This is a genomic window from Pseudoalteromonas sp. S1610 (assembly GCF_005887465.1).
GTDB classification, from domain to species: domain Bacteria; phylum Pseudomonadota; class Gammaproteobacteria; order Enterobacterales; family Alteromonadaceae; genus Pseudoalteromonas; species Pseudoalteromonas undina.
In genome coordinates this window covers 1-17,225 of record NZ_PNDI01000020.1, presented here as the reverse complement: position 1 = coordinate 17,225, position 17,225 = coordinate 1, and the positions used below count along the sequence as shown (strand labels likewise).

The window sequence follows — 17,225 nt, the reverse complement described above, 5'->3', positions numbered from 1 at the left end:
TTTGCCACAATTGCTCAGCAGTTTGCCATTTTTACTCCCCTTTATTGCCACTTCACGGTGTTTTAATACAGCTATTGAAATTATCAATACAACGCAAGTGCCAACCAATAGCTTGCCAACCATTATTAATAGTAAGGAATAGACCATGAAGAAAACATTAATCGCACTCACACTTGTTAGCACTTTTTGTACGCCAGTATTTGCTGCGGATACCCCATCAAAAGAAGCAAAAAAAGAAACACTTGTTGGCCTGAGCACCGGTGCCATTATTGGTGGCGTTGTTGGTGGGCCAATTGGCGCGTTTGTAGGCGCATTTGCTGGTGGTTTGATTGGCGATGCCAAGGTGGCTGAGCAAACCATTGCTGAGCAGCAGCAAGCTTTAACTGTAATGGCAGAGAAAACCAACGACTACCAACACGTACTTAATCATAACAGTCACCTAGAGGCGCAACTTGAACTACTGGCGCAGCAAAATGAGCAACTAACGCAATCGCAGCTTAATAATTTATTGGCAATGACGGTGCAATTTAAAACAGGCTCTAGCGATATTGCTCCACATTTTGCCAAGCAGCTTGATCAATTGGTAGCGTTATTAAAAAGCCAACCGCAACTCGCGCTTGATTTAAGTGGCTTTGCCGATCAGCGCGGTGCAGAGCAAGCAAATTTATTACTTTCAAAAGCCAGAGTAAACGCCGTACAAAGTTACTTAATTAAACAGGGGGTTAGCCATACACGTTTAAGCGCACAAGCATTTGGCGAGCAGCAAAGCATAGCAAACAGTAACACCCTTGAAGATAACTTTTTTGACAGACGCGTTACCCTGACTACCCGTGCGCTAAATCAAACGACTGACCAAACAGCAAGCAATTAATCGCAAGGCGTTCGATGGAGTGATTTATGTTGAGTAAACCCACCAAAGTGCTTACCAAGGTAAGCCTTTTTATTTTTATTATTATCGTGCTTTTGGCCAGCTTTAAAAGCCATGCACAGTCGCCAAAACTATCCTTGTTTGATAGCCAAGGAGTGGCGGTTAACCCTGGGGTTATTTTAAAAAGCGATGCAAAAATGACTCTAACAGGGCTAATTAATCGTGTTGTAGTTACGCAGCACTACATAAATGAAAACCCTTTTGCCGTAAATGCACGTTATGTATTTCCTTTACCCGATGAAAGCGCCGTGCAAGCAATGACCATGCGCATTGGCGAGCGAGTTATTAAAGGTAAAATAGCAAAAAAACGCCAAGCTGAAAAACAGTACCAAGCAGCCAAAAAAGCAGGCAAACAAGCTTCATTGCTGCGACAGCAGCGTGCAAATATGTTTATTACAAATGTGGCAAATGTAGGGCCAGGAGAAGAAATAGTTATAACGCTTGAGTATCAAGAGATTATTGATTACCAACACGGAACCTTTGCGATTCATTTTCCAACCACAATTACGCCACGCTATCATGCAATAACAGGGGAAGTTAACGATGAGCAAGATAAGCATGCGGTAAAAAACACTAATGCACCTTCGTTCACTCCACAGGGTTGGTTAAGCCCTGTTTATACAAAACAAACCAATGAGGCGGCAAATGCCAGCGATTTAAGCTTAACAATTAACATGGATATAGGCTTAGAATTGGTTGATATAAACGCTAAGTACCATCAAGTTAATATTGAAAACCCTGCATTTGGGCAATACAGCATTGTGCTAAAACCACAGCAAGCCATAAATAGAGACTTTGTACTTGAGTTTAAGCCACTACAAATAGCGCAAGCACAAGCTGCACTTTTTACTCAGCAAGCACAAAATGGTGAGCAGTATGCGTTAGCAATGTTAATGCCGCCAAGCGATAGTTTTACTCAATCTCAGCGTTTACCGCGTGAAATGGTGTTCGTAGTTGATACCTCGGGATCTATGCATGGGCAGTCTATTGAACAAGCTAAAAAAGCGCTGTTTTACGCATTATCATTATTAGATAGTGATGATAGCTTTAATATTGTCAGTTTTAATAATGAGGTTGCAGCCATGAGTGAGACCCCATTAATTGCTAGTGACTTTAATTTACGTCGCGCAGAGCGTTTTATTTATAACTTACAAGCCGATGGCGGAACTGAAATAAAAGGCGCACTTGATGCAGTACTCGATGGTGCGCAGTTTGAAGGGTTTGTGCGCCAAGTGGTATTTTTAACTGATGGTAGCGTAAGTAACGAAGATCAGTTATTTAAACATATTGCGCATACCTTAGGTGATAGCCGTTTATTTACCGTGGGCATTGGTAGTGCGCCTAACCGTTATTTTATGCGTCGTGCCGCTGATATAGGTAAGGGAACTTACACCTTTATAAGCAGTGCTCATGATGTGCAGCCGAAAATGCAGCAGTTGTTTGATAAACTTGCTCATCCGGCTATGACTAATTTAGCGTTAACAAATACAAATGGAGACAGCTTAGATTTTTGGCCCTCACCTTTGCCTGACCTATATTTTGCTGAGCCTATTATGGTGGCTATTAAATTAGACACTACCGATGCAATTACTTTTACGGGGCAAACGGCGCATGGGGAGTTTAAGGTTAAGCTTAATCCGCAAGCAAGTTCAAAAGCCACGGGAATTGATAAGCTTTGGGCACGTCAAAAAATAAAGTCGTTATTGTTATACAACCAACAAAGTGTTGTAAAACAGCAAGTGCAGCAGCTCGCGCTTGAGCATCAATTACTTAGCCCATTTACTGCGTTTATTGCCATAGAAGAGACCACTATTAAAGAAGTTGCTAAACAAAGCACACAAGTGGCTAATACTATGCCACAAGGAATGAGTATGCGCTTGCCGCAAACAGATGGGCAAAGCAAAATGCATATTGTGTTTGGAGCATTACTACTTCTAGGTGGTCTTTTGTTAGTAAGGCGCTGTAAATGAAAAAGTGGCTAAGCATAGGTTTACTTGCCTTAGGTTTGAGCTTGTTTGGCCATGGTGTATACATGCAGGCAAAGGCGTGGCTTGCACAAGTGTTAATAGAGCAAGCTTGGCAAACGACCCTTAAATCGCCCAATAAAAAAATTAAGCCGTGGTTTTATGCTGATAGCTACCCGGTGGCACAAATAATATGGCCAAAGCATAATAAACGACTAACCGTGCTTGATGGTGCAAGTGGTAGAAACTTGGCGTTTGCGCCGAGCCACTTTTTACCAGCTGGGGAATTAGGCGGGGCTAATTTTGGTAATTCGCAAGGAGCACTTATTGCTGGACACAACGATACCCACTTTGCGTTTTTAAAAAAGGCTAAAGTGGGGGAACAATTTTCTCTACAACTTAAAAATGGCCAAGTGCAGCATTATTCAGTAACACATGTTGAGGTAATTCATCAGCACAACACCGATTTTTTGCATCAATCAGGACTGTATTTATTAACCTGTTACCCTTTTGATTCGCTGGCCTCGGGTACCGATTTAAGGTGGTTAGTGTCGGCAGAAATATCCTCACCCGAAGTTGAGTTAGGAATATCGACCACCAGCTCTTGATGGCGTTGACTAATCATTACGCCTATAAACACCACAAATATGCTGATCCACTGGCCAAGAGTCAGTACTTCGTTGAGGATAATGGCTGACAAAATTAAAGTGAAAATAGGGATTAAATTAGAGTAAGCCGCGGCGGTTAACACCGACACTTTACTAATCGCATAGTTGTACATGCCGTACCCACCCAAAGTAACACAAGAGCCTAAGTACAAAATGCTCATTAGTGCGGTTAAATCGTGTTGATTTTCACTGGGTAGGTCAATAAATAATAAAAACGGAGCAAAAAACAAACTACCACTCACGCCTTGCAGAGCAATCAATGTGAGCGGGGAGTAGCGGTTAGCTAAATGTTTTATACACACGGTATAAAATGCCGCGCACACCATGGCCATTAATTCTAAAAAATTTCCCAGTAATGGGTTTGGGGCTTGGCTTGAGCTGGGTGAGAGCAAGGTCAGTAAAATACTGCCGCCAATACACAGCGTAAAACCCACCACAATAGCTCTACTAATATGCTCTTTGAGCATGAAAAACGCTAAAAATGCCACAATAATGGGTAAACAAGAAACAATCACCCCCGCCTGAGACGCTGAGGTATATTCCATTGCGTGGCCTTCAAATAAAAAGTACAAGCAAGGCTCTGCCAGTGACATGCCTAATAAGTACTTCCAATCGCCTTTTAAATATTCAAAGCGAATTACGTAACGCCATAAACATAACGAAATCAGTAAAGTGGTGAGCATACGTAAAAATATCACCAAGGCCGGATCATAAATCGCAATCGCGTATTTAAGTGCAATAAAGGAGCTACCCCACAAAAAGGTGGCAATAATTAAACATAAACTGGCAGGCATAAGGCGTAATTTAAACGGTTGAATATAGTGCGATCCTAGCACGCAGAGGGGGTGCTTGAATATTTTTTACTTGTTCAAAAATACCGAACTGGTATAAATAAATTCATCATTTATTGCGCTAAGTAAAAAACATGCAAAGGGATCAGGTCGTAGTTGTAAAGCTAGGTACAAGCGTACTCACTGGCGGTACCGATAAGTTAGACAAAGCACATATGGTGGAACTTGTTCGCCAATGCTGTGAGCTAAAAAAGCAAGGTCATCACGTTATTTTAGTATCAAGCGGTGCGGTTGCTGCAGGTCGCGAACAGCTATTAAAACCCTGTGGGCGCACATTAATAGACAAACAAATGTTGGCCGCCATTGGACAGGGGCAGCTCATTCATATTTGGCAAAGCTTATTTGCGTTGTATGGCGTTAACGTCGGGCAAATGCTACTAACGCGCGCGGATGTTGACGACAGAGAGCGTTATTTAAATGCCCGCGATACCCTCAATGCTTTATTAAATTATGATGTTGTGCCGATCATTAATGAAAACGACGCAGTTGCTACTAGCGAAATAAAAGTAGGTGACAACGATAACTTGTCGGCATTGGTGGCTATTTTAGCCAATGCCGATAAATTGCTGCTACTGACCGACCAACAAGGGTTATTTACCAGCGATCCGCGCACCGACATTAACGCCACCTTGATTGACGAAGTTACCCATATTAATGATGAGTTACGCCAACTTGCTGGTGGCAGTGGTACAAACCTAGGCACAGGTGGGATGGCAACCAAACTACAGGCCGCAGATATTGCCAGAAGAGCTGGGGTTGAGGTGATTATTGCCAAAGGCGCTGATGAAAACGTGATTTTAAAATGCATGAGCGAACAACTGCCAGGCACCCGTTTTTTAAAACTTACCGCCCCTAAAGATGGCCGAAAAAAATGGTTATTGGCAGGGCCTAAAAGTAGTGGCCAAATTTTAATTGATGCCGGTGCGGTACATGCATTGCAATCTAAGGGGGCTAGTTTACTTGCTAAAGGCATTACGCGTGCAATAGGTGAATTTGAACGTGGAGATTTAATTAACTTAATTGATGTAAACCAGCAAATTATTGCACGGGGGTTAACTCGCTTTAGCCATCTTGAAATCGATAAAATAAAAGGCGCACATTCTAATCAAATCAGCCATTTACTTGATTACGATAGCGGCGTGGAAGTGCTACACAGAGATGATATGGTGGTGTTGTAATTAAGCACTTTTTTAACGATATAGCGCAACGTATAATCCGCTTATAGTGTTGCGCTTTTTTGTGTTAAAATCTTGCACCTTAAATTTGTTGTAAAGAGTATTGAAGATGAAATTAGTTCGCTGGGTTTTAGGTTGTATCATCTTATTTTTTAATTTTGTTTTTACGCCGCGTAGCAAAAAACGTGATCCGCAAGAGCAAACTAAGCTTGATCAGCAAACCGCACAATTTAAGCTCTATCAATTCAAAGCATGCCCTTTTTGTGTAAAAGTGCGCCGTTCAATTAAGCGTGAAGGCTTAAAAATTGAAACACGCGATGCAAAAAATGATGAGCAATGCCGCCAAGAGCTATTAGAGCAAGGCGGAAAAGTTAAAGTACCTTGTTTACGTATTGAGCAAGATGGCCAAGTAAAATGGCTTTATGAATCAAACGATATTATTGCTTACTTAAACAAAGTAGCCGCTTAAAATATTTATTGGTATTTCATACCATCTCACTTATTAAAAGAGACATTACCATGACAATTCGTACCCGTGTTGCTCCGTCGCCAACTGGTGACCCGCATCTTGGCACCGCTTACATTGCCTTATTTAACTACTGTTTTGCTAAACAGCAAGGCGGTGAATTTGTACTTCGTATTGAAGATACTGACCAAGTTCGCAGCACACCAGAATCTGAACAAGCCATCATGGATAGCTTACGCTGGTTAGGCCTTGAGTGGGATCATGGTCCTGATGTAGGTGGTGAGTTTGGTCCATACCGTCAATCTGAGCGCAGTGATTTATATAAAAAATACGCTCATCAGTTAGTTGAAGACGGCAAAGCATTCTACTGTTTCGCAACCAGCGAAGAACTGGACCAAATGCGTGAAGAACAAATGGCCGAAGGTCTGCGTCCTAAATACGATGGTCGTGGCTTAAACCATACAGAAGACGAAATTAAAGCAAACCTAGCTGCTGGTAAACCGTACGTTATACGTATGAAAATCCCAAGCGAAGGTACCTTTAAGTTCAACGATTACCTACGCGACGAAATTGAGATCCCGTGGGAAAACGTAGACATGCAAGTGCTATTAAAAGCGGATGGTTTTCCAACGTACTTTTTAGCTAACGTGGTGGATGATCACCATATGCAAATTAGCCACATTTTCCGTGGTGAAGAGTGGATAAACTCAGCGCCTAAGCTATTAAAACTGTATGAAGATTTTGGTTGGGAAGCACCGGTACTAGGTCACTTACCATTATTGCGTAATCCAGATAAATCAAAGCTGTCTAAGCGTAAAAACCCAACGTCTATTAATTACTACAAAGAAATGGGTTACTTACCAGAAGCGGTACTAAACTACTTAGGCCGTATGGGTTGGTCAATGCCTGATGAGCGTGAAAAGTTCACCCTTAATGAAATGATAGAGCATTTTGACATGAAGCGTGTATCGCTTGGTGGCCCAGTATTCGACGTAGACAAGTTAAGCTGGTTAAACGGTATGTGGATCCGCGAAAACTTAACTGATGCAGAGCTAATGCAGCGTTTTGTTGACTGGAAATTTAATGGCGACATGCTTGCTAAAGTATTACCGGAAGCTAAAACGCGTATAAATACGCTCTCTGACATGGTTGATTTAGCAGGGCACTTTGTAGGCGGTATCCCGACTTACGATCCAGCGCTATTAACAGCCGGTAAAGCTGACGAAGATGTTATTCGCCAAGCATTACAATTTTTTGTATGGCAGCTAGAAGGCTTACGTAGCTTTGAAAAGCCTGCTATTTTTGCAATTGCAAAAGAAGTCGCTACCTTCCACGAGCTTAAAATTAAAGACTTCTTAGAGCCTATATTTGTAGCTATTACCGGCAAAACATCGTCTACCTCGGTATTAGATGCAATGGAAATTTTAGGGTCTGACCTATCGCGTGCACGTTTACGTGTTGCGCTTGCCCATTTAGGTATTTCTAAAAAGCAGGCTAAAAAGATAGAACGCGCATACCGCGATTACCCAAGTGCGTAATCGCGTATATAGATTCAAAAGCCGCTTAATTTAAGCGGCTTTTTTGTGCCTGTAATTCTAAGATGGAGTTGCCAGCATAGGGTAAGTAAATAAGAAAAAATGAAACACGTTAACGAGCCAATGACATAAAATGGCCCATTCTAACCGGCTTGTTTTATAGTAAATATAGCCATATCCAAAACCTGCAACGGCCGCCACAAGCATATAATGAGTACCCGCTGAAAAGTGTGCCAGTGAGAATACACAAGTACTGATAGCCGGTGCGAGCAGTGCAAACCTGCTCGGGGTTATTAGTTTTGAAAGCTTAGTTTGTATCACTCCCCTAAATAATGCCTCTTCTGCAACGCAGGTAAAAAGTAGGTTGATAGCTATAAATAACAACCAAAATTCAGGTACTTTTGGCGCAAATTCAACAAGGTTCAACGTTAAAGCAGTTATAAGCGCCGCTAAAATAGTGATAGTTATAATTAAAACGGGGTAGCCGATAGTCACTGGCTTTGCCGTTTTATTTTTTGCAAAAAAATAAGCGCTCAGCATTAAACCCGCTAATGCTTTATCAAAATTAGCATACAGGGTAAATGCAATTGCGTTACTGGTGACTTGTTCATTAACAACAATTGGCAGGTTATTAAAACCCGCAAACCAATGTAAGGCTAACCCGAGGGAGGTCGTTAAAAATAAAGACGTTAGAACATTACGTTTTAACGCTGAGGTTGCCAATAGCGTAAAGTGAAACAATCCTACATAAACAGCTATAACAGCAACCGCGTTTAAATTTATATATTCTTGATAATAGGCAGTAATAACACTTAGCAGCAATAAGTATTGCCATAATGGTTGGCGAAATACAGTGAGTTTACACTGTGGGAAAACACATAAAATAGCGGCAGCTAAAAAGTAAAAAGTCATTGGCAAATACAGCTTGTTGTTTGATAGGGGAAATGAGAGAAAACGAATTACATAGCGTTATAGTCTCAATTAGATAATTTTGAGCTATTAATAATTATAGGCTTGTCCGGTACAAATAACGGCTAAATCACAATTGTAGCGGGATACTGATTGGCACTGCTCTAGTGTAAATGCATTGCCACCTAAATAAAGCACATCGTTTTTAAGGGATTCTATAGCTTGTGATTTCAAACGGTTATAGCTAATTGAGGATGTTCGCGTATCATCTGATACATCGCAGCTTTCGCTTTTTATTCCACCAAGGGGGCTTGCACCTCTATCAAGAGCGTCCTGAACACTGTAAAACTGCTCTAGGCCACGTTTTTTAATGTGGCTTGAAACGTGTTCTGATAAAACGTCGTCGTCGATATTGGTTGTGTAAGTAACGTTATTACAGCCAGTTAAAAATGAAACCGCGCATATTAATAAAGAAAAATACTTCATTAGTTAATCCCTTAAACTCGTATTTGCCTAATTTACTTAGTAAATTAGCGAGTTGCAAATTATCATTTTTCGCCTTTATTAAACAGATTCGACCTCTCAAGATTTTTTTTCTGGTAGTATAGCTAGGTTATAAGCAGTTTAAGCAGTGAACACACTATGTTAAGTCCTTACTATCAGCAGCATGCTGATTATGTTTCAATTTCTCGTGAGCAAGGTTGTCGCTTTGCTAAATGTGTAGCCGACGACTACAACCCGCTTCATGATAAAGACGCTAAAAAGTTTTGCGCACCAGGAGACTTACTTTTTTCTCTAGTGTTAGACCGCTATGGCATTAGTGAGCGAATGGAGTTTACCTTTGCCGGTATGGTTGATGAAAATACCAAGCTAAATTTTCCAGAACAACCTGGAGAAGAGTTTGATGTAAACCATGGCGAAAAAGTAATTTTAAAGGTTAAACGCGACGGTAAAACCAGCAAATGCCCAACACTTACAAACAGTTTAATAAAAAATTATGTTGAGTTCTCAGGTGCTGCGTTCCCGCATGTAATTATTCCTTTAATGGGCAAGCAAGAGGTAATGATAAACCCTGCGCGCCCTATGATTATTTATGAATCAATGATAATAAACCTTAATAACATTGATATTAAATCACCGACCCTAGAGTTTGCAGAGCCAAGCTTTGAATACGCTGGTAAACGCGGCAAAATAACCTTGCGCTTTAATTTATTAGAAAACGGCGAAAAGGTGGGGTTTGGTGAAAAACACATGGTGGTATCGGGTATTCGTGAATACTGTCAAAGCACCGTAGATGATTTAATTGCATTTTATAATGAGCGTAAAGCCACATTAAAACCGGCTTAAATACTTCATTTTACTTAGGCGCTATTTAGCGCCTTTTTTATTACTTAAGCTCAGGTATAATAGCGTTCTTTGTTATTTTAAAGCCAAGCTTATGTCTGCCACATCGTTCTCATCACTAGCCCTAGACCCGTTACTATTAACGGCAATAGAGCAAAATAATTACACTACGCCTACCGCCATTCAGCACAAAACGATACCGCCAATTTTAGCGGGCAAAGACGTTATGGGCAGCGCTCAAACTGGTACTGGTAAAACAGCCGCTTTTGTTTTGCCGCTATTACATAAGCTTTTAAATACCGCTAAAAAAGACGAACCAGGCATTGCCCGTGTGGTTATTTTAACGCCCACTAGGGAGCTTGCTCAGCAAGTATTTGCAAGCTTTGAAAAATACGCACAAGGTACAGATATAAAAGGTGCACTTGCCTATGGTGGCGCAAGCATTGGCCCACAAATCAAAGCACTTAAAACAGCGCAAGTAATAGTGGCAACGCCAGGGCGCTTACTTGATCATATAGTGAAGGGCAGTGTGGTGCTTTCAAGCGTGGACTCTTTGGTATTTGATGAAGCAGACCGTATGCTGGATATGGGTTTTATTGACGAAATTAGACGAATACTGCGTCATATCCCAGGCGATCGTCAAACCTTACTGTTTTCCGCCACCTTTGATGACAGTGTATTTGAGCTGAGTAAAAAATTGCTCAAAGACCCTGAGCTTATTGAAGTTGATAAGCGTAACTCTGCTGCTGTAGAGGTTGAACAAGTTATTTACGCAGTAGATGAAGACAGAAAGCGCGAACTGGTATCGCACATGATTGGCATGAAAAACTGGCGCCAAGTGCTTATATTCACTCGCACAAAACAAATGGCCGATAAGCTAGCCAAAGAAATGTGTAAAGATGGTTTAAAAACCGAATCTATTCATGGTGATAAATCACAAGGTGCTCGCGACCGCGCTCTTCATAACTTCAAAGAAGGCAGTACGCGTGTATTAGTAGCCACCGATGTAGCGGCGCGCGGTTTAGACATACCGGCACTTAAATACGTAATTAACTTTGAATTGCCATACATAGCTGAAGATTATGTGCATCGTATTGGCCGTACAGGGCGTGCTGGCGAGCAAGGTTTAGCGATGTCATTAGTGAGCTTAGATGAGCAATGGCTGCTTGAAGAAATTGAAGTATTGCTTGATACCCGCTTAACACCACAATGGCTTGAAGGCTATGAGCCCGATTTAAATAAGCCGCCTAAAGATAACCGCAAAAATACCAACAAAGCGCGTAAAGATCGCGATAAAAAACGTATTACAGGACAAAGAGCGCCGAATAGACGCCGAAAGTAAAAGCGTTCAGTTTTTAGCTATCAGTTGTCAGTAAAAAAGAGCCCAACACGGCGTTAAATTTAGCGCCGTGGTTTGCTGCATATTCTTAATTCACTACCTCTCCCTGTTAGTTCTTTTTAGCACACAGCTTAAGTGTTAAGTCATTGTATTGTTTACATGTAATCAATAAAGTGTAATTATTTTTTCGAGAATGAAATCAGGTGATTAAAACGTAAAATATAAAAAAGGAAGTGAAATTGGATTATCTCAATTGGTTGAAAAAGGAATACGCTGAGCTAGGTAATGTGTCAGACGAAACTATTAATGCTCATATAAACTCAGCAAAAATTGACTCTCAGCTATTCAGAGAGTTTATCAAAGTCTTAGGATTTTTAATTTTTGTGGTTCCATTCAATTTGTATCTGTCTATTTCAGGGGTGGTCACTTTTAATAGTATTTACTATTGGCTTATTGTGATCTTTTCGAGTTTTATTGGGGTTTTTGTTGCATTGTATTGCGAACAAACCTTAATTAAGAAACAGCTAAAAAAAACAATCCACGATAAACACAGTAATAAAATATAAATTTAAAAATAAATTGACCGGCGAATTACATTATAAAAATAAAAAGGCAAGCCATAAAGTTGTAGTAGCTCATATCTGATCGTACAGCTGAGGAGAATTAGTTTAGATTTCACCTGACAAGCAGCTATGAGCGATAACCGGAAACTGAAAAAGTTAAATTTATTCTAGTGCTTTGAGTAGAAATCTAATTTTGTCTAATAACATTATTAAACGCCGTTTGGGGCAAAATAACATGCTTAATTCCTAGCTCTTTTAATTACTTGTTTACAAAGGTAATTATTGGTGAAATTATCATGGTATGTAATATACGCCGTTTTGGTGTGTTATAAACCACCAAAACGGTGTTCAATAAGCTGTTATATGCCAAATCGACTATTGGCGAAATATTCAGGCTCATCAAAGGAGTTAAATTGTAATGGAAAACACGTACGAAAAAATACTAGGTAAAGACGCATCACAGTTTATCCCCGTAATTAATAAGATTCTTTCCGAAGTTAGAAATCATGAATATCATTTCATGAACGAGAGTGAATTTACATCCCTAATGCAAACTTCTCCATGCGAGGGGCAATCTCAATATATGAAGGAATTATTGTATAGAGCAAATTTTGGTTCCTTATCTGCAATTGCTAAAAATTATGAATGGTTAAGAGGAATGCATAATTCATATGAGGCTGGATTATATTTGCCGTTTGCATCTTCATTTAGGTGTCTTATTGAGTCAGCAGCCGACAGTTATTTTTCTCTATCAAATTTATGCCCCACTCTTTCAAAAAACATAAAAAATATTAATAGCTCCATTAATCAAAACTCCCCGAATTTCTATATATGCACAGATTTAGAAAATCAACTTATCCACTATTCCCATGCTAGAAGATTAAATAGTGGTGAATCTGCGCCTGATTCTCATAAAGCAGAAACAGCCGCACGCTATGTTAAAAAGTTAGATGAAGAAACAGGCTCAGATTTTTATGATTGTTATTCTGAACTATGCCAACTTAGTCACCCCGCAGCACAAGGGGTGCTACATATGATGATTCCAATTAATGATCAAGATTTTATTTTTGAACACAAATTTGGAAAAGAAAAAATAGATGCACTTTTAGAAAAACATCGAGATAAATTTTCTGCGCTACTAACTTACGCATTTAACCCATCGATTTTGGCTCTAAAAGTTATAAATCATATTCAATTCAATGAGCTTCATGTAGAGCCTGTAAATGAATTAAATATGGATCACATTGTTGCATGGCAAAAGTGTAAGCAAGATATTGTTCAAGCTGGCATATAACACATATGAGCCTTAACTCTGTCAATAGGCATTAGTGTTCTTTTTGACCGTTTTTATAAATTGACGGTCAATTCTAAATCAATAAACAAATTCGTTTACTTCGTATGTCGATGCGGCTGTTAAGCAAGTAGCTTACGGCAAACACATATAGAGGCTCTCTTATTTCGATCTCATCGCAGCCAGCTTTTTCCCATATCCTTTTGGGCTTACTGGGGCACTAGACATTCATCGGTTAACCTGATCATGGCACTATTCAAGGTGGCTGGTTTTGATGATCCAGTTAGATTAAGGTGCGTAACGCAGTTATCAAGTCAGGTGTAAGCGGTGATTCTCAGCCTTATGTCCAGTTAGATGTTCAGCTCACTCAGTACCGTGACTAACTCTTTAAGAATTTTGCTTCATCGAAGACCGTCTCTTTTTTAAGCATAAAATAAACACAGCGGCCAAGCTTATGTGCAAGCGCTGACAGCGCTTTGGCTTTGCTCATTCGTTTTTGTAGTTTTTCAAGGTACTTGTTGGCGTTGTGATTGTGACGCAGTAGTAATACAGCGGCTTCGGAGAATGCCCATTTTAGATGCGCATTGCCAATTTTATTACCTTGGGTGCCATAGGTTTTTCCGGCAGACTCTGCTTTGCATTTTACTAACCGACTGTATGAAGCGAACTTTTGTACGCTTGAAAAGCGATTGATGTCACCAATTTCGTAAATAATGGTGAGTGCTAAAATACGGCCTATACCATTAATCGTTTGCAAAATACTAAGGTGAACAGAGTTGTGCTGTTTAGCCATTTGTTCAATATAATGCTCTAAAGACTTAAGCTCATTGTGATAGCAATTGAGTATGGCCATATTTAAATTAATAGATCGTTGCACAACGGGATCAGGGAAGTAATAGCGCATCTTTTCTCTGTCGCAAACGTTCTTTAAGTTAACGTTGTGGGCAGGTAAATTATACTGACTGGCAGTATTGGCAACATGGGCTTTTAAATCAGCGCCATGACGAACAATTTTAGTTCTTCGGCGTAATAAGTCGCGTGTTGCACGCATATCTTTGTCATACACATAAGCAAGTGGGAAGTTCCCCCCACGGATGAGTTTGGCAATTTTATATGAATCTATTTTATCGTTTTTGGCTTTACCGCCATGAATTGCTTTCATATACAAAGCATGACCGAGAATAAAGTCGATAGTGTGTTTTTTACAAAAGTCAGCGACCCAATACTAGCAATGCATGCATTCTACGCCAACCACCATGTCACCGGTATACGGTTTGAGTAGTTTTAATAGTGCTTCTGGGTCATCTTTAATTTTCTTGTGAACAAGGATAAGTCCTGTATTATCAATGATACAGACGTAAAGTAATCGTGCGTGTAAATCGATTCCACAATAGTATGGATGCATGTTATTGTAAAAGTTCATTGAGCTTTCTCCTGTAAAGTTGGTTGCCTTTTCAGCGTAGCGAATAAACGCGATGCTGGGGAGGAGGCTCAATGAGTATCAAGGCGCTCAAAACGGACTGCGTAAACCTGTCAGCTTTTTTGTTCCAAAAAAGCTGCCAGCTTTACTGCGCCGTTTAGCTTAGTGTTAGCTGTTCAATGGTACCTATCAATATATGAATAAATTTAATTATTACTCAGATTATTTAAACCAAAAAAGGCCTAGTGAGCTATGCCATTATACTTCGTATGAAGCTTTAAATAATATTGTAAAACAAGATGGGAAATTGTCTTTTTGGGTAACTGAAATTAGTTATTTAAATGACCATCAGGAATTTTTTCATGGTTTTGGCTTTCTAAAAAAAGCTTATGAAAAGCTAAAAAAAGAGAACTTAGAAAATCCTAAAGTCACTCGATTTTTAGACTCCTTATCGCCTTTTTTTATTTTTAGTGAAGGAATTGGTTCTAACCTTAGCTTTTCACAAAACTCTGGTGTTTTTGTATTATCGTTCACTAATGAAAAAGATTTGCTAAGTCAGTGGCGTGCATATACTCCAAATTGTCATGGTGTATCTATTACAGTTGAACCAAATTTTAAATCAAGTCACTCAAACAATAGTCTTTTATATCCCGTTATTTACAATGATAAATTTAAGTCTGAATATGCCGAGCATATTCTTAAGCTTGGTATAGATAAATGTGTCGAGTTTACAGAAGATAATTCTTTCATTAATCAAAATGTATCATCAGAAGTTATTATGCAAATGAAAGCTGCATGTACATTGATGAAAGACTCTAGTTTTAGTGAAGAATCTGAATGGAGATATGTAGTTTACGGCGAGATCCATGAAAATATTTGTTTACGCAGTTCAGAGTATTACCTAATTCCATATGTTAATTTAAAAATTGAAAATGAATGCTTTAAACAAATTGTCATAGGCCCTAACCCACACTCAGAACTAAGCAAAAAATCAATTGAGCTTTTGTTATCTAAATCAGGATTACAGAAAGTTAATGTGGTTAAATCAACCATTCCTTATAGAGGGTAAAACAGCTAATAAGGCATTTAAACGGAACTAAAACAGAGGGGTAGGTTTCGCTTCGCTACACATTTCAACCCACTACTCTAGTTCTTTTAGTGCGGTGTTATCAATGTCTGCAATTGGCACTTTTACGAAGTTCGGCTGAGAGCGAAAACCAGTTATTGAAAAAGTTAAATTTATTCCTGTTTTGATGAGTCGAATCCTAATTTTGTTCGATAACATTATTAGCCACCGTTTTTGTGTTTTATAAACTATCAAAATGGTAATTATAAGATGTTATGTCTAACAGTTAACTCATAGGTTTGTATGTTCACTAAGAAAGAAGATGTTTCAGAAGTTACTTTTAATTTAAACCTATTAACAGATAGGTTCACGTATGAAATTAAATACCTGCGGGAATATATGAATTTCTCTTCACAGTCTGTAGAGGAAAGAACGGAAAGTTTAGGAGATAAAATATATCAAGATTCAATCGATAACCCGGAGCATGAGGCATTACTTCAAGAAATGTTTTTAGAAGAACAAAGGGCCATAAATAGTTATCTATATCATTCTTCAATCGTTTTGGTTTATACCGTTTTGGAAAGTACTTTGGCACAAATATGTACAGAGGTTAAATTCAAAGTAAAAGCAGATTTTTCATATGATGGCCTTTCTGGAGGAAATATAATTAAAAAAGCAGTTGAGTACTTAAAAATAACTGTTGGGTTGCCATTTTCATCTATAGAGCATATATGGCCTCGAATAGGACAGTTTCAAAATCTGAGAAATGAAATTGTGCATCAAAATGGAAAATTCGCAGGTAAAAACGCAGACACGATAAGGCAAAATAAAAACAAAATGCTGAATATGTTTAACTCCTTGGAGCTTAACGAAAGTGAGACTCAATTCTATATTATGAGTGAGCATTTAGTTTGTGAATTTATAGATCGAACAGAAGTATTAATTCAAACAATTATTAGCGATATCGAATCAAAAACGTATGTCGTATCAAATTAAACGGAATAAATTATTAACACTATAAATCATGCAAATAATCGAGATATTTAACTCCCTGAAACTTGAAGCTGCTTGTCGGGTATTAGCCGATACTGAGCGAGGACTAACTGGCCCTGAAATAGGTTGCCTGATTCAAGATTGCAAAATTAAAGATGTCACTCCTTCAATAACGAAATTAAAACGCGCAACGTACTCTGCGGCAATCAAATTAGAAACAGCTCAGCTTTGTAGTTGACTACTAAAGATAAGGATTTCAAATGAAACCACAAACATTAGCTATGTTTATTATTGGTGTAATATCAATTTCAGTATCTATATATCTTGGTTTAACATATGAGAAGTCTACCTTTATGAAATCATGTAAAATAGAAATGGCTAAACAATTTGCTAATAGTAAAGTTATGGCTAACAAACAAGATGTTGAATGGGCATGTGAAACTATGTATATAAATAACGGGAAGCTTTATTAAATAAGCCGTTTAAAAGGACAAAAAACAGTTGGCTTTTGCTCCTTCGTCACCTATTTTACTGACTCTTAACGAGGCGTTGCTAATGGCTGCTTTTGGCACTTTGCCGAAATTCAGATTTGATAAAGCCCTACAGTTCAAATCTGACAGATCAAGTTAGTCCTTATTAAAATAAACGAAGCTAACTACTTGAACTGGCTTATTCTATGTCGCTTATTACTGTTGCCCGAACCCCGAACCCCG

The 17,225-nt window shown here is 39.1% G+C and carries 16 protein-coding genes and 1 pseudogene; 13 read left to right on the top strand and 4 right to left on the bottom strand.

What is annotated here, in order from left to right; genetic code table 11:
• Positions 1-145: 145 nt before the first annotated feature.
• From pdsO to CWB77_RS09425, 3 genes are read left to right on the top strand one after another with little or no spacing between them, the layout of a single operon-like run.
• On the top strand, positions 146-871 hold the full coding sequence (gene pdsO / locus CWB77_RS09435) for a sortase-associated OmpA-like protein PdsO (RefSeq protein WP_138606908.1): 726 nt from the start codon (positions 146-148) through the stop codon (positions 869-871).
• A gap of 26 nt (positions 872-897) precedes the next feature.
• Entirely contained in the window at positions 898-2,898 is a 2,001-nt protein-coding gene (locus tag CWB77_RS09430; protein WP_138622491.1) for a marine proteobacterial sortase target protein, read from the top strand.
• Positions 2,895-3,500, top strand: a complete 606-nt coding sequence (locus tag CWB77_RS09425; RefSeq protein ID WP_138622489.1) for a class GN sortase — start codon at positions 2,895-2,897, stop codon at positions 3,498-3,500. The genes CWB77_RS09430 and CWB77_RS09425 overlap by 4 nt, the downstream gene beginning before the upstream one ends.
• On the opposite strand, the gene CWB77_RS09420 is transcribed toward CWB77_RS09425, so the two are convergent.
• Positions 3,395-4,354, bottom strand: coding sequence for a DMT family transporter (locus tag CWB77_RS09420; protein ID WP_096038709.1), 960 nt, complete (start codon positions 4,352-4,354; stop codon positions 3,395-3,397). The two genes, CWB77_RS09425 and CWB77_RS09420, sit on opposite strands and share 106 nt — an antisense overlap.
• Before the next feature lie 131 nt (positions 4,355-4,485).
• Here CWB77_RS09420 and proB point away from each other — a divergent pair, with 131 nt between their 5' ends.
• From proB to gltX, 3 genes are all read left to right on the top strand, one after another.
• Positions 4,486-5,589 (top strand): glutamate 5-kinase, encoded by a 1,104-nt coding sequence (gene proB / locus CWB77_RS09415; protein ID WP_054201823.1) that lies wholly within the window; start codon positions 4,486-4,488, stop codon positions 5,587-5,589.
• 106 nt (positions 5,590-5,695) lie between these two features.
• Positions 5,696-6,055: a glutaredoxin family protein gene (locus tag CWB77_RS09410; protein ID WP_138622487.1), complete on the top strand. Its 360-nt coding sequence runs from the start codon at positions 5,696-5,698 to the stop codon at positions 6,053-6,055.
• Positions 6,056-6,105: 50 nt separating this feature from the next.
• A complete protein-coding gene (gene gltX, locus CWB77_RS09405) occupies positions 6,106-7,590 on the top strand; it encodes a glutamate--tRNA ligase (RefSeq protein ID WP_008111109.1) in 1,485 nt (494 codons plus the stop codon).
• A 57-nt stretch (positions 7,591-7,647) separates the two neighbouring features.
• On the opposite strand, the gene CWB77_RS09400 is transcribed toward gltX, so the two are convergent.
• Both CWB77_RS09400 and CWB77_RS09395 read right to left on the bottom strand, forming a co-directional pair.
• Entirely contained in the window at positions 7,648-8,499 is an 852-nt protein-coding gene (locus CWB77_RS09400) for a CPBP family intramembrane glutamic endopeptidase (RefSeq protein WP_138622485.1), read from the bottom strand.
• A gap of 87 nt (positions 8,500-8,586) precedes the next feature.
• Entirely contained in the window at positions 8,587-8,982 is a 396-nt protein-coding gene (locus CWB77_RS09395) for a hypothetical protein (RefSeq protein WP_138622483.1), read from the bottom strand.
• Between the two features lie 156 nt (positions 8,983-9,138).
• On the opposite strand from CWB77_RS09395, the gene CWB77_RS09390 reads away from it, so the two are divergent.
• From CWB77_RS09390 to CWB77_RS09375, 4 genes are all read left to right on the top strand, one after another.
• Positions 9,139-9,843, top strand: coding sequence for a DUF3581 domain-containing protein (locus CWB77_RS09390; protein WP_016900441.1), 705 nt, complete (start codon positions 9,139-9,141; stop codon positions 9,841-9,843).
• 91 nt (positions 9,844-9,934) lie between these two features.
• A complete protein-coding gene (locus CWB77_RS09385) occupies positions 9,935-11,182 on the top strand; it encodes a DEAD/DEAH box helicase (RefSeq protein WP_138622481.1) in 1,248 nt (415 codons plus the stop codon).
• A 236-nt stretch (positions 11,183-11,418) separates the two neighbouring features.
• The gene (locus CWB77_RS09380) at positions 11,419-11,745 is read left to right on the top strand and encodes a hypothetical protein (RefSeq protein WP_138622479.1); all 327 of its coding nucleotides are present in this window, start codon (positions 11,419-11,421) and stop codon (positions 11,743-11,745) included.
• Between the two features lie 415 nt (positions 11,746-12,160).
• Positions 12,161-13,036 (top strand): hypothetical protein, encoded by an 876-nt coding sequence (locus tag CWB77_RS09375; RefSeq protein WP_138622477.1) that lies wholly within the window; start codon positions 12,161-12,163, stop codon positions 13,034-13,036.
• A 376-nt stretch (positions 13,037-13,412) separates the two neighbouring features.
• Here CWB77_RS09375 and CWB77_RS09370 read toward each other — a convergent pair.
• Positions 13,413-14,456 (bottom strand): annotated as a pseudogene (locus CWB77_RS09370) (IS110 family RNA-guided transposase).
• Positions 14,457-14,649: 193 nt separating this feature from the next.
• On the opposite strand from CWB77_RS09370, the gene CWB77_RS09365 reads away from it, so the two are divergent.
• From CWB77_RS09365 to CWB77_RS09355, 3 genes are all read left to right on the top strand, one after another.
• On the top strand, positions 14,650-15,522 hold the full coding sequence (locus CWB77_RS09365; RefSeq protein ID WP_055012997.1) for a DUF2971 domain-containing protein: 873 nt from the start codon (positions 14,650-14,652) through the stop codon (positions 15,520-15,522).
• A gap of 300 nt (positions 15,523-15,822) precedes the next feature.
• The gene (locus CWB77_RS09360) at positions 15,823-16,515 is read left to right on the top strand and encodes a hypothetical protein (protein ID WP_138622475.1); all 693 of its coding nucleotides are present in this window, start codon (positions 15,823-15,825) and stop codon (positions 16,513-16,515) included.
• A 257-nt stretch (positions 16,516-16,772) separates the two neighbouring features.
• Positions 16,773-16,985 carry a hypothetical protein gene (locus CWB77_RS09355; RefSeq protein WP_055013000.1) on the top strand — a complete coding sequence of 71 codons (213 nt, stop codon included), beginning with the start codon at positions 16,773-16,775 and terminating at the stop codon, positions 16,983-16,985.
• The last annotated feature ends 240 nt before the right edge of the window (positions 16,986-17,225 follow it).

What these genes read in the sequence shown, in the direction of transcription:
- pdsO (WP_138606908.1), top strand. Translation starts at nt 146, where the DNA reads ATGAAGAAAACATTAATCGCACTCACACTTGTTAGCACTTTTTGTACG.
- CWB77_RS09430 (WP_138622491.1), top strand. Translation starts at nt 898, where the DNA reads ATGTTGAGTAAACCCACCAAAGTGCTTACCAAGGTAAGCCTTTTTATT.
- CWB77_RS09425 (WP_138622489.1), top strand. Translation starts at nt 2,895, where the DNA reads ATGAAAAAGTGGCTAAGCATAGGTTTACTTGCCTTAGGTTTGAGCTTG.
- CWB77_RS09420 (WP_096038709.1), bottom strand. Translation starts at nt 4,354, where the DNA reads ATGCCTGCCAGTTTATGTTTAATTATTGCCACCTTTTTGTGGGGTAGC.
- proB (WP_054201823.1), top strand. Translation starts at nt 4,486, where the DNA reads ATGCAAAGGGATCAGGTCGTAGTTGTAAAGCTAGGTACAAGCGTACTC.
- CWB77_RS09410 (WP_138622487.1), top strand. Translation starts at nt 5,696, where the DNA reads ATGAAATTAGTTCGCTGGGTTTTAGGTTGTATCATCTTATTTTTTAAT.
- gltX (WP_008111109.1), top strand. Translation starts at nt 6,106, where the DNA reads ATGACAATTCGTACCCGTGTTGCTCCGTCGCCAACTGGTGACCCGCAT.
- CWB77_RS09400 (WP_138622485.1), bottom strand. Translation starts at nt 8,499, where the DNA reads ATGACTTTTTACTTTTTAGCTGCCGCTATTTTATGTGTTTTCCCACAG.
- CWB77_RS09395 (WP_138622483.1), bottom strand. Translation starts at nt 8,982, where the DNA reads ATGAAGTATTTTTCTTTATTAATATGCGCGGTTTCATTTTTAACTGGC.
- CWB77_RS09390 (WP_016900441.1), top strand. Translation starts at nt 9,139, where the DNA reads ATGTTAAGTCCTTACTATCAGCAGCATGCTGATTATGTTTCAATTTCT.
- CWB77_RS09385 (WP_138622481.1), top strand. Translation starts at nt 9,935, where the DNA reads ATGTCTGCCACATCGTTCTCATCACTAGCCCTAGACCCGTTACTATTA.
- CWB77_RS09375 (WP_138622477.1), top strand. Translation starts at nt 12,161, where the DNA reads ATGGAAAACACGTACGAAAAAATACTAGGTAAAGACGCATCACAGTTT.
- CWB77_RS09365 (WP_055012997.1), top strand. Translation starts at nt 14,650, where the DNA reads ATGAATAAATTTAATTATTACTCAGATTATTTAAACCAAAAAAGGCCT.
- CWB77_RS09360 (WP_138622475.1), top strand. Translation starts at nt 15,823, where the DNA reads ATGTTCACTAAGAAAGAAGATGTTTCAGAAGTTACTTTTAATTTAAAC.
- CWB77_RS09355 (WP_055013000.1), top strand. Translation starts at nt 16,773, where the DNA reads ATGAAACCACAAACATTAGCTATGTTTATTATTGGTGTAATATCAATT.